This window comes from Alicyclobacillus fodiniaquatilis, from assembly GCF_042678105.1.
Classification (GTDB): Bacteria; Bacillota; Bacilli; order Alicyclobacillales; family Alicyclobacillaceae; genus Alicyclobacillus; species Alicyclobacillus fodiniaquatilis.
Map to the genome: position 1 here is coordinate 1 of NZ_JBHUCX010000009.1, position 11,754 is coordinate 11,754.

An 11,754-nucleotide genomic window follows, 5' to 3' on the forward strand; every position below is an offset into this window, starting at 1 on the left:
AATCACGTCTGTCTTTGACAGGCTTATATAGATGCGCCTAAAAATCACTTCCCTTCATGGTTCTTAGAACTCAAAAGAGTGCTTGACATTAGATAGCTGGTCTCATTGTTTGTCTACAAACATACGACGATGCAAGGCGCGAAGATGTGACAGTCGTGGGAGCGTGGATATTGATGACCGACAAGTATACGTTTGGTATGTGGGTTGTTACAGGCCGTTATCGACACAGAAGAACGCCTTGGGTAATGTTATTTGTAAGGACATACATAGGGGGCGATGGGATGGAGCTCGAGGTGAAAGTGGAGCAAATCCACCAGATGGTGACGCAGTTGATAGGCATGGTTTCCAATCTGCACAGCGAAATGAAGTCTTTTAAGAGCGAAATGAAAGATGAGATGGGTAATTTCAGATGTGATATGAAGGGTGAAATGGAAAGTTTCAAGAGTGACATGAAGGGTGAAATGGAAAGTTTCAAGAGTGACATGAAGGGTGAAATGGAAAGTTTCAAGAGTGACATGAAGGGCGAAATGGAAAGTTTCAAGAGTGACATGAAGGACGAAATGAAAGGTTTCAAGAGTGACATACAGGATGAAATGGAAAGTTTCAAAAATGACATAAAGGATGAGATGGTAGATTTTAAAGCACAGACTCAACCTGATATCCACTATTTGAGAAATGAAATGGCCGAGATGCGGTTTGATGTCAAGTGTATGCGCAAAGAAATGTTGCAAGTCAATCATCGATTGGACGGTCATAGTCTCCAAATTTCCCGAAATGCTGAAGCGGTTTCTATCCTCCAAGCGCAACAATGGAGCCGTTAGGTTCGCTGCCTCTCTGCCTTAATCGGTCATTAACTTACGCTTTCTGAATTGGCAGCGTACAAAGCGGTTGTTTGCTCCTGTGTCAGCGCGGTCACTTGAATCAACAATAGGGATTTTGAATATGTCTGCTAAATTCAAGGGAATTTATATCTTTGGCGGTTACAATGCAAGAGAAGTTGGACGTGCCGCACAGGAAGTGGTGCTTGTCCGAATTTGACCCCCTTTTCCACAATTGCCGCTACAGACTGTAGCGGCCCTTTTTTTGTCTGCAAAGAACTCGCTGAAATTCTCATCTTGCCATACGGTACGAAAAACAGCAGAGATCTAAATAAGTTGACCCTTTGTCCCCCTCAAGTCGGCTTGGCGGCATTTCTCCTAGTGCGCGCAGCAAAAGAGAGAGGAGGCGATGCACAATGGCACAGACCACACCAGCTAGTCGCGTGCTGCAGATTCAATTGCAGAGCGGGACGTTGGCCAACGGCGAACCGAAAGTGCAGAAGCAAAATTTTGCAAATGTGGTGACGGACGCTGCTGACGATGATCTGTTGGCTGTCGGACAAGCCATCGCGGCGCTGTTTTCCGAGCCGCTCATTCAGATTGCCCGCGTTGACACCACGGTCATCACAGCCGCTTCGTCTGGCAATCAGTAAGCGAGGTGAACATTGCGACATTGTGTCATGAGGGGAGGGAAGCTGTATGACAACGAAGTATGCGCTGCATCTGACATTCGCGACGGATCAAAACAAGAATGTGCGTTTGAGTATTTCCAATCCGAAAGAACCGGTGGATGCAACGGCGGTCAACAACGCGTTACAGACCATTGTCAGCAAGAACGTGTTTAATTTCCCGCAAGGCCGCATCGTCAGTGCGCTGCCTGCAGAACAGGTGGAGACAGAGACGACGACGGTATCCTAGCGTCAACAGGGCAAAAGCGATGAGGGACTTGTCTCTCATCGCTTTTGCTATTTTTGTGTTGCTGGCCATGGCATCTGACTTGTTGCGGTGGTCAATTCTTCGTTTGCATGCGGCGGTACAGCCAAAATAGTACAGCTACCGCACATACACCCACGGTCAGCCACAGCAGTATCGATTGCACATGTTGCAGCAAGGTTTGCACATTTTCTCCAAACCAGAAGCCGAGGCCAATCCACATGCCGCACCAGAAAATCGCGCTGACAAGCGTGTAAAATGTGAAAGTGCTATACGGCAGTTTGCCAAAAGCTGCAGCATAGGTGCTAAGCGAGCGAATGCCGGGTAAGAAACGCCCTGGAATCAGCAGCAATGCGCCATATTTATTCATCAACTCGATGGTGTGGTTCATTCGCCCGGCGTTTAAAATGTGCAGGCGATAGAATGGCTTTAAGATGACGCTGCCAAATTGGCAAGTGAGCCAAAAAATAATGGATACACCCGCGAGATACCCCAATGTCCCAATGGACAGGACGGCCAGGCCGTTCATGTCTCCCTCTGAAATGGCGTATCCATAGAAGGCGAGAAAGGCATCACCGGGAAATGGCAGGCCCAATCCCTCCAAAACCATTGCCACGAACACGCCGGGATAGCCGAGTGCCACAATGATGTTTGAAATTTGTTGCAACCACATCATCAGTTGGTCCATACGCACACCCCAAATCTGTCTTGTACATATCTATGGACAGGGTGGTGTGAACATGCATGTTTCCCGTCGATTTGCTTCAGCCAATCGGGATAAGCTGGTATCATAAACAAATACCGTTGAACGGATAGCAGCCACGAGGAGGAAGTCCTGTGGAGGAATTTAGCTTGATCACGTCGCTTGTCAAGCGATTGCCTGCGCCTGGCGCGGATGTTTTGATTGGCATTGGCGACGATGCCGCTGCTGTGCGCACGAGCGGGCAGCCCTTGATCATGTCGACAGATACAATGGTCGAAGGGGTGCATTTTCTGCCATCGACCATCACCGATTACAATCTCGGCTACAAATCACTTGCTGTCTCCGTGAGCGACATTGCGGCGATGGGCGGCAAACCGTTGTACGCCTTGGTTTCGCTCGCCATTTCATCCGATTGGAATGAAGAACGGCTCGGCAAATTGTATGACGGCTTTGCAGAAGTGACCGCGCGCTTTGGCTGCCATGTGGTGGGGGGCGACGTGGTGTCCACCACAGGGCCGATGGTCATCACGACCACCGTCATCGGTGAAGCGGACAAGCCCATTACGCGCCGCGGCGCACAGCCCGGCGATGTCATCTTTGTCACTGGTCGGCTTGGCGGTTCGAGCGCCGGACTGGAGACGCTCATGCAGCAGAGCGCAATTTCACCGACAGGGCAGGCTGCGCTTGTAGCCAAACACCAGCGGCCAGAACCAAGGGTCAGCGCTGGGCAGTTCTTTGCGGAAGTCGGGGTTCATGCGCTCAATGACATCAGTGATGGGCTTGCCAGTGAATTGAATGAAATTGCGGCGCAGAGTCAGGTGCGGTGCGTCATTGAAGCAGCCCGTATTCCACTGCAGCCGGAAGTGAAGGAGCAAGCGCGCAGTCGACAAGCAGACCCACTCAGCTACGCTTTATACGGCGGCGAGGATTATGAATTGGTGGGCGCGGTTCCAGCGCGGACATTTGCCGTTTTGCTGGCGAATGCGCAATTGCTCCGTGTGCCAATCACGCAAATTGGCCGTTGTGAGACGGGGGATGGCGTAGTGATGCGACATGTGGATGGCCGCCTGGAAGTCATTGAACCAAAGGGATACAATCATTTTGCGCGCGCGTCTAGGGCGGGATCGCGATAGATTCGAAATGTAGGATGGGCTTCGTTTGGCGCTGAAGATGCAGTGCGCAGTCGAATGGCCCTTCTCTTTTCAGACCGCTTAACGAGGAGTCACTCATGGCACAAGATTGGATAGTTTACACAACATCGGCAGCATCTACACAGCAGTTGGGGACGATGCTCGGCGAATTGCTCCAACCCGGCGATATCATTTTGCTGTCGGGCGATCTCGGCGTCGGCAAGACTCATTTTGCTCAAGGGGTGGCCGCGGGGCTCGGTGTCAAAGAAGCGGTGACCAGCCCGACGTTTACGCTGGTTGCCGAGTATGATGGCCGCCTGCCGTTTGTCCATATGGATCTGTATCGGCTGTATGCCGATGAGCATGGGCAGACGTTGACAGCGCATGCACTCGAACAGATCGCGTTTGATGATTATTTGGATGGCCAGCAAGTCGTGCTGATCGAATGGCCCAGGGGGGTCATGGCGGAACTGGACAATTATTTGTGGGTGCAGTTTTCATATGATGCACCAGAGCTGCAAGAGACACGCTGCATTGCGATTCAGAGTGAAGGGATCGACGCCGCTTTAAGGCTTGAGGAGTGGAAGGCTGCATGGGCGTAATGGTGATGGATACGGCGACGGATGCCCTTGGTGTGGGGATTGGCGCAACGGATGGCACCTTGTATACCGGTGTCGTGCAGCGTGTGCTGCGGGGGCATTCGCGGTTGTTGCAGCCGACGCTTCAATTTGCGCTGCAGTCGTCAGGGCAGGAGGTCGTCAATCTGCAGCAACTTGGTGTGGGGATTGGGCCGGGTTCCTATACGGGTGTGCGGATGGGGGTCGCGACTGCAAAGGCGATGGCGCACACGCTCGGTGTCCCGTTGACGACTATTCCCACGTTGGATGCGATTGCATTGGCGGCTGGGCATACCTGCATTGCAGCGCCACGCCGGGTGTTGGTGCTCTTGTTTGCGCGGCGCCAACGGGCATTTGGCGCTTGGTTTAGCCTTGATAAAGGGATGTTGGTTGCGCGTGAAGATGCGACAGTTCGCGAGGTCTCAAGCTGGTTGGCGACCATTCCGGCGAATGTCATCGCGGGACGGGCGCCTGTCTGTGTTCACGATTTCCCGGCGGCGCAAATGGGCCAGCTTGATGGCATGCCAGATGGGGTAGATGTCATTGAGTGGCGTTATGCGTCTGGGGGACTGCCGCAGGCGTTGTTGCGTCTGACGGTCACGGGGAGCTATCCGTTTTTTACGGGGGAGCGGCTGCATGACGTAGCGCCAGAATACGCGTTGCCCGTCGAAGCAGAGGCAAAGTTGCAAGAGGAACTGGAGAGGGGCGGACGGGCTTGAGTACATGGGATGGGGAGAAGCTGGTTATCCGCAGAATGTTGCTGCAAGATTTGGATCAGGTGTTGCGGGTGGAACAGCGTTCGTTTACGGCGCCTTGGACACGCCAAGCGTTTTTGGGTGAACTGGTGGAGAATCGCCTGGCGCGTTATATCGTGGCCGAGTACGAGGGGGAAATCGTCGGCTATGGCGGGCTGTGGCTGATTATGGACGAGGGGCATATTACGAACATCGCGGTGGATCCAACATTTCGCGGCCGCAAACTGGGTGAGCGGTTGTTGCAGGCGTTGATGTCCTTATGCGCTGCAGCCGGCGGGGGAAAGATGACGCTTGAAGTGCGCGTGACCAACACGATTGCCCAAAACTTGTATCGCAAGTACGGCTTTGAGCGCGTCGGTGTGCGCAAAGGATACTATACAGACAATAAAGAGGACGCAATCATCATGTGGGCCGATTTACCGCACCTGGCGTCCGCAAAAGGAGAAACAGTTTGATTATCTTAGGCATTGAAACCAGCTGTGATGAGACCTCCGCCGCGCTTGTGGCAGATGGCCGGACGCTGCTTGGCGAAGTGACGGCTACCCAAATGGAGATTCATGCGGCGTTTGGCGGTGTTGTGCCGGAAGTCGCTTCCCGTCACCATGTCACGTCCATCACGCAGGTTGTCGACAAGGTGATGAAGGATACCCAGATGTCTCTAGATGATGTGGATGCCATTGCTGTGACTTGCGGACCTGGTTTGCTCGGCTCTCTTCTCGTGGGGGTGTCTGCCGCTAAAGGGTACGCCTTGGCAAGTGGCAAACCGCTCATTGGCGTCCATCATATCGCAGGGCATGTGGCCGCTGCCGCCATTGAGTCAGACGTCGCCTGGCCGGTTTTGTGTTTGGTCGTTTCGGGCGGTCATACGGAATTGTTGACTGTGGATAAGTCGTTTCAGTTCGAGAAACTGGGAGCGACCAAAGACGATGCAGCGGGGGAAGCGTACGACAAAGTCGCGAGATTGCTTGGGCTTGCCTATCCAGGGGGGCCAAAGGTCGATAAGTTGGCCCAGATTGGGAACGCCAGCGCATATGATTTTCCTCGGGCGCTCCTAGACGAAGACACGTTTGATTTCAGTTTCAGCGGTTTGAAATCGGCGGTCAACAACGCGCTGACAAAACAGCGCAATCGGCGCGAGGAAATTGTTTCGGAAGACGTGTGCGCCAGCTTTCAGGCTGCCGTCATCGATGTCTTGCTGGAGAAGACAAGGCGCGCCATCGCGACAACTGGCTTGCGGCAAGTAGTGGTGGCAGGCGGCGTGGCTGCGAATCAGGGACTGCGCCAGGCCATGGAATCGTTCGCGGTCGCCGAACAGGTTGACGTGGTTTTTCCACCTTTGCGCTTTTGCACAGATAATGCAGCCATGATTGCCGCTGCTGGATATTATCGATTTTGCCAAGGTCACCAAGACGACCTTTATCTGAACGCTTATGCACAGTTGCCGCTGGAGGTTTGGCAAGCGTGGCCGCGCCATACGGCTGATATATATCTGTCATGACGACTTATCCACAACCTTGTGAACAAATCCACAGCTGACGTTGTGTGGATTTTGTGGAAAACTGTCGAAAAGCCACGAATGGTAGCGAGTCGGCTTGTGGATAAGTCTGTGCATACTGTGGATATCTTTGTGTACAAGTTTATGGAGCGCACATTGCTGCAGTGCTTTGCGTCGGCAGCTACGCTTCCAAATCAGCTTGCTGTCTGATTTCTTCATATGCAAGGGACGCTTGTTCCCATGCGTCCAACGCCTCTTGGTGTTGTTTCTCCACCGTTTCCCGCTCTGCTTCCAGCGTATAGATTTGTTCCACATCCTGTGCTTGCGCCGCCTCGCTTAATGCTTCTGCGATTTGCGCAAGCCTGTGCTCGCATTCGCCAACGATATTTTCCCAGCGCGCGACAGTTTCCTCTGCCTTGCGCACGTCAGAGGAGCGAATGCGTCGCCGCGCGTTTGTGCTTGCCGCGAGCGCTTCTTCATCGCCCGTGCGCGTTTGTTTCTCCACATGTGATTTTCCCTGATGCGCGGCCTCCTCCGCTTCAATTTGCGCAAGCCGCTCATTTTCCGCCAACTTTTCTCGATAATCGCTGTAGTTCCCGATGTACATCGTCAGGCCATCCGCAGACAAGACACCCACGTGCGTGGCAATGGCGTCGATAAAATACCTGTCGTGCGAGATGAACAGCAGTGTGCCGTCGTAGGCGACCAGCGCCGTCTCCAAGGCCTCTTTGCTGGGGATATCCAAGTGATTGGTCGGCTCGTCCATGAACAGCGTGTTCGCGCGTTGGAGCATCAGCCGACAGAGGTTCAAACGGCTGCGTTCGCCGCCACTCAAGCCGGCAATCGGTTTATCCACATCTGTGTTGCGGAAGAGGAACTGAGCCAATGCGCTGCGCACAGTCGTTCTGTCCATTCCCGGATGTTCGTCCCACACATGGGACAACACCGTTTTCGACATATCGAGATCTGACTGCTCTTGATCGTAGTAGCCGACTTGGACATGTTGGCCAAATGTAAACGTGCCGCCAAGCGGGGCATTTTGGCCGAGTATCGTCTTGAGCAAGGTACTTTTGCCGATCCCGTTTGGGCCAAGGATGGCCAACCGCATGCCGCGTTCGAGCCGAAAGCTGACATCTTTGGCGAGTGTGTGTCCATCGTAGCCGATGCTTAATTGGTCGACATAAAGCACGTCGCGACCGGAGGGGCGCGCCGCGGTAAACGACAGGAGCACTTGGGGCAAGTCGCCGCCAGGCTGTTCTATGCGGTCCATCCGCTCCAACATCTTGCGGCGGCTTTGCGCGCGTTTGGTCGTAGAGGCGCGCACGATGTTCTTCGCGATAAATGTCTCCAGTTTGGCAATTTCCTCTTGTTGTTGCGCAAACTGTTTGGCGCGCTGAAGCCGCTGCTCCATTTTTTGCTCGATGTAGCGCGCATAGTTGCCGACATAACTGGTGGTGACCCCGGCCTCCAGCTCAACGGTCTGGTTGGTCACTTCGTCGAGAAAATAGCGATCATGCGACACCACAAGAATGCTGCCCGTGTACGCTTTCAAAAATTGTTCAAGCCATGTGAGCGTATCTGTATCCAAATAGTTCGTCGGCTCGTCAAGGACGAGCAACGTCGGCTGTGACGCCAGCAGACGCGCCAGCGACAGGCGGGTTTTTTGGCCGCCGCTCAAAGCTGAGATCGGGCGTTCGTGCATGTCGACCGGAAAGCGAAGACCAGCGAGAACACGGCGGATATCTGTTTGCCAAGCGTATCCACCGGCGTCCGTGAATTGACGTGACAGTGTGTCATACGCGCGACTCACTTGTTCGAAGCGCGCTGGGTCTTCATAGACGCTGGGCTTGGCCATTTGCTGCTCAAATTCGCGCAACTGGCGCTCCATCTCCTGCAGTTGCGCGCGCGCCTCTGCGACAAACCCGTAAACGGTCGCATTTGCGGGCGGATCGATAAATTGCGATACATAACCGATGCTCACGTCTTCACGCCGCGTGACTTGTCCTGCATCAGCATGTTCTTCCCCTGTGACAATTTGAATCAGCGTCGATTTTCCTGCCCCATTGCCGCCGACCAGGCCGACTTTGTCCCCATCGCGCACGATGAGCGACGCGTCGTGGAGGACGTCAACGGTGTCATAGCTCTTTTTTACATGGCTGACTTGCAAAACAATCATATGAATTCCCCTTTGTTTCATACACTCTAGCAAACCGGGTAGAAGACAGGCCTTCCTGAATCGACTGTGGAGCGATCACGATGCCTGTTTTTATGCCTTGGCGTCTCGCGGCACCAAGGCATTGACTTTATTTGCACAGTAGGAGGACAGCAGTATGGCAACCCCCAAATTCCCCTTGCCAAATGGCTTTAGGTGGCAATATGAACTGATTATCTGGATACAATCATTTCACAATCCGTGGTTGGATAAAATCGCCATTTTGTTGTCCTATCTTGGTACAGAATCGTGCTACATGCTCGTTTTGCCCATCCTTTTTTTGGCGATCAATCGCCGCTATGGGCTGCGCCTTGCTTACGTGTTCATGACCAGCATGTTTTTTAACGCCTGGTTGAAGGCTGGGCTGCATATTGCGCGGCCCATGGGCGTACCTGGTATCAGATCCGTTTATACCAGTTCCGCCACTGGCTTGTCGATGCCAAGCGGGCATGCACAGGGCACCATCACGTTCTTTGTCGCACTGAGCCGCTGGCTGAAGAAACCATGGGTTCTATGGCTGGGCACATTGCTGGTTGTTGGCATCAGCTTGTCCAGGATTTATCTTGGTTTACACTGGCCAGTAGATGTGCTCATTGGGTGGCTGCTTGGCTTGGTATTTGGCGTCGCAGGCTGGAATGTAGGACGCTGGTGGAGCTATCGAAGCGTTCCTTTTCACTTTGCGCTTGTCTTTGCTGTGTTGTTTCCAGCCATTTTGTTTTATATGAATCATGACCCCACAGGCGCGGAATACGCCACATTTTTGTTTGCGAGCGGCTCAGGTGCGCTCTTTGAAATGCGCTTTGTCAAAAGCAGTTTTGACAAAGGCTGGTGGAAGCGCGTTTGTGCCGCAGTCATCGGCATTGGCGGCGTGCTTGGGTTACAATATGTATTAAAGGCCCATGCTACAGAATTGCCGTGGCGCTTGTTGCGCGATTTACTGATTGGCTGGTGGATCACGTTTGCTGCGCCTTGGCTGTTCGTCAAACTAGATCTCTATCGACGAGAGGAACCGGATTCATTTGTCCATTGAAGATGAGAAAAGTCGTTTGCGGCGGATCCTGAAACACGATAGGATAAGTTTAGCAGAATCGTATCGATATATCGCCCAAACACGAATTTGTCGGCATATTGAACAATTTTGCAAGCGGCGAACCTTGGCGCATCAGTCTTCTTCGCGGATGATCGCTTTATATGCAGCCACGCGCGGCGAGGCCGACGTGTCTGCGCTCTTTCACTCACTGCGGGCGATGGGGTGGCAGGTTGTCCTGCCGCAGGTGGTGTCAAAGACCGAGATGGTCATGCGCGTGGTGGTGGATTGGTCAACGTTGGTGCCTGACACGTTTGGCATTTTGGCCCCGGCGCCTTCAGCGCAAGTTGTGCATCCATCACAGGTGGATGTGGTGTTGGTGCCAGGACTTGGCTTTACGCGTAGCGGGGGGCGGCTTGGATACGGCGGCGGGTATTACGACCGTTGGCTGGCTCGGGCAAGTGAGGGCATCACGACCATCGGTGTTGGGTTTGACGTTCAAGTTCGAGATGTGTTGCCTGTTGCAGCGCACGATGTGCCGCTCTGCTATGTAGTGACCGAGCAGGGTGTGATTGATTGCGCCAGGTGATTTAGAAAGTCTTTGGCATGGAGGGATGCGTTTGAAGCGTCGTGAAGTTCCTGTACAAGCAACCATTGGCCTCCGATTAGCACACGATTTAACACGCATCGCACATGACGGACAAAGTGATCCCCAATTTCGCAAAGGGCACGTGATTGAGGAAAAGGATATTGCGGAATTCATCGCCATGGGCAAACAGCATCTGCTTGTGTTTGAACCAGAGAAAGGTGAATTGCATGCAGAGGATGCTGCCTCGCAAATGGCAGAGGCGTTGGCTGGACAAGGGGTTCTTCTGTCAGAGGTGAACGAAGGAAAGCTCTTTTTCCAGGCCAGGCACAACGGCATGCTCTGGGTCGACTCGCGTCGCGTGGCTGCGATGAACAGTATCCATGACGTCTCCATTTCCACACGTCGTTCCTTCATCCACGTTTCCTCTGGGATGTTGTTGGGCAGTGTGCGGCCAATTCCTGTCGTCGTTGATGAAACCACAGTGCGCGCCGTACAGCTTATCGCCGAGGAGACGTATGGCGGGCGTAGCATCATAGATGTATTTCCGTATCGCGCCCAACAGATTCACGTGATTACGGCAACTGGAGATATTGGCAGTGGCCGAAGTGAGGATCAGTTCGGGGCGGTATTGAAGGACAAATTCCAGGCATTTGATTTAGCGGTGCACGAGCATACATTTGTCGGCGACACACAGGCTGAAATTGAAAGCGCGATTCTGGCGGCATGTGAGGCGGGCGCCACTTTAATTTGTATTACGGGTGGGATGTCGGGGGACCCAGATGACAGTTCGCCAAGCGCTGTCCGCGCGGTAGCCACCGATGTGATCACACATGGCACGCCCATCAACCCCGGTTCGCTTTTAATGTTAGCTTATCGTGAGCGTACGCCCATTTTTGGTCTTCCCAGAGCTGTGCTTCGACATCCAGTCACGTCTTTCGATAAACTGTTGCCTCGCATACTCGCAGGTGTACATGTGAGAAAAAAGGATATTGCGGCGCTTGGGGTTGGCGGCTGGCTGTACGAGTGATTTGTTTGCGGCAGACCTCGATACATATAAAAGTTTGCGGCAACTTCTTGCAAAGGACAGTTGGAGCTATTATTATATTTCTTGGTGTTAGCACTCGACGCTTGTGAGTGCTAACAAAGAATGACTGATACTTGAGGAGGTTATTCACATGCTAAAGCCACTTGCTGATCGCGTTGTGGTACGTCCAATTGAACGTGAGGAAAAAACCGCTAGCGGCATTTTTCTTCCGGACAATGCGAAGGAAAAGCCGCAGGAGGGAGAAATCCTCGCAGCTGGTCCAGGCCGCGTAGAGGACGGGAAACGCATCGCACTCGACGTCAAAGTCGGGGATCGCGTCATTTACTCCAAGTATGCGGGTACAGAAATTAAAGTGGACAACGAAGAAGTCCTGATTTTGCGTGAAAGCGACATCTTGGCGATCGTCGAAAAATAAGTCGACCACAGTCGA

14 protein-coding genes are annotated in these 11,754 nt (G+C 53.2%); 12 read left to right on the forward strand and 2 right to left on the reverse strand.

The window, feature by feature from the left end; all coding sequences use genetic code 11:
• The first annotated feature begins 281 nt into the window (after window positions 1–281).
• From ACFSB2_RS02780 to ACFSB2_RS02790, 3 genes are all read left to right on the forward strand, one after another.
• Entirely contained in the window at window positions 282–821 is a 540-nt protein-coding gene (locus ACFSB2_RS02780) for a hypothetical protein (RefSeq protein ID WP_377941103.1), read from the forward strand.
• 413 nt (window positions 822–1,234) lie between these two features.
• Entirely contained in the window at window positions 1,235–1,471 is a 237-nt protein-coding gene (locus ACFSB2_RS02785; RefSeq protein WP_377941105.1) for a DUF1659 domain-containing protein, read from the forward strand.
• 46 nt (window positions 1,472–1,517) lie between these two features.
• The gene (locus tag ACFSB2_RS02790; RefSeq protein WP_377941106.1) at window positions 1,518–1,736 is read left to right on the forward strand and encodes a DUF2922 domain-containing protein; all 219 of its coding nucleotides are present in this window, start codon (window positions 1,518–1,520) and stop codon (window positions 1,734–1,736) included.
• 91 nt (window positions 1,737–1,827) lie between these two features.
• Here the strand turns inward: ACFSB2_RS02790 and ACFSB2_RS02795 are convergent, their stop codons facing one another.
• Complete coding sequence (locus ACFSB2_RS02795) at window positions 1,828–2,439, reverse strand: DedA family protein (protein ID WP_377941109.1); 612 nt, start codon at window positions 2,437–2,439, stop codon at window positions 1,828–1,830.
• A gap of 149 nt (window positions 2,440–2,588) precedes the next feature.
• On the opposite strand from ACFSB2_RS02795, the gene thiL reads away from it, so the two are divergent.
• From thiL to tsaD, 5 genes are all read left to right on the forward strand, one after another.
• Window positions 2,589–3,587: a thiamine-phosphate kinase gene (gene thiL, locus ACFSB2_RS02800; RefSeq protein ID WP_377941111.1), complete on the forward strand. Its 999-nt coding sequence runs from the start codon at window positions 2,589–2,591 to the stop codon at window positions 3,585–3,587.
• Window positions 3,588–3,682: 95 nt separating this feature from the next.
• Window positions 3,683–4,186, forward strand: coding sequence for a tRNA (adenosine(37)-N6)-threonylcarbamoyltransferase complex ATPase subunit type 1 TsaE (tsaE, locus tag ACFSB2_RS02805; RefSeq protein WP_377941112.1), 504 nt, complete (start codon window positions 3,683–3,685; stop codon window positions 4,184–4,186).
• A complete protein-coding gene (gene tsaB, locus ACFSB2_RS02810; protein ID WP_377941113.1) occupies window positions 4,177–4,920 on the forward strand; it encodes a tRNA (adenosine(37)-N6)-threonylcarbamoyltransferase complex dimerization subunit type 1 TsaB in 744 nt (247 codons plus the stop codon). Before tsaE ends, tsaB begins: the two co-directional genes overlap by 10 nt.
• Window positions 4,917–5,411 (forward strand): ribosomal protein S18-alanine N-acetyltransferase, encoded by a 495-nt coding sequence (rimI, locus tag ACFSB2_RS02815; RefSeq protein WP_377941114.1) that lies wholly within the window; start codon window positions 4,917–4,919, stop codon window positions 5,409–5,411. Before tsaB ends, rimI begins: the two co-directional genes overlap by 4 nt.
• Window positions 5,408–6,454 (forward strand): tRNA (adenosine(37)-N6)-threonylcarbamoyltransferase complex transferase subunit TsaD, encoded by a 1,047-nt coding sequence (gene tsaD / locus ACFSB2_RS02820; protein ID WP_377941116.1) that lies wholly within the window; start codon window positions 5,408–5,410, stop codon window positions 6,452–6,454. The genes rimI and tsaD overlap by 4 nt, the downstream gene beginning before the upstream one ends.
• Window positions 6,455–6,632: 178 nt before the next feature.
• On the opposite strand, the gene ACFSB2_RS02825 is transcribed toward tsaD, so the two are convergent.
• A complete protein-coding gene (locus tag ACFSB2_RS02825) occupies window positions 6,633–8,627 on the reverse strand; it encodes an ABC-F family ATP-binding cassette domain-containing protein (protein ID WP_377941117.1) in 1,995 nt (664 codons plus the stop codon).
• Between the two features lie 154 nt (window positions 8,628–8,781).
• On the opposite strand from ACFSB2_RS02825, the gene ACFSB2_RS02830 reads away from it, so the two are divergent.
• The 4 genes from ACFSB2_RS02830 to groES all read left to right on the forward strand — a co-directional run bounded on the left by ACFSB2_RS02830 (window position 8,782) and on the right by groES (window position 11,739).
• A complete protein-coding gene (locus ACFSB2_RS02830; RefSeq protein ID WP_377941118.1) occupies window positions 8,782–9,693 on the forward strand; it encodes a phosphatase PAP2 family protein in 912 nt (303 codons plus the stop codon).
• Complete coding sequence (locus ACFSB2_RS02835) at window positions 9,683–10,279, forward strand: 5-formyltetrahydrofolate cyclo-ligase (protein WP_377941119.1); 597 nt, start codon at window positions 9,683–9,685, stop codon at window positions 10,277–10,279. Before ACFSB2_RS02830 ends, ACFSB2_RS02835 begins: the two co-directional genes overlap by 11 nt.
• Before the next feature lie 25 nt (window positions 10,280–10,304).
• Complete coding sequence (locus tag ACFSB2_RS02840) at window positions 10,305–11,306, forward strand: molybdopterin-binding protein (protein ID WP_377941120.1); 1,002 nt, start codon at window positions 10,305–10,307, stop codon at window positions 11,304–11,306.
• Window positions 11,307–11,454: 148 nt separating this feature from the next.
• Window positions 11,455–11,739, forward strand: coding sequence for a co-chaperone GroES (groES, locus tag ACFSB2_RS02845; protein ID WP_377941121.1), 285 nt, complete (start codon window positions 11,455–11,457; stop codon window positions 11,737–11,739).
• Window positions 11,740–11,754 lie beyond the last annotated feature (15 nt).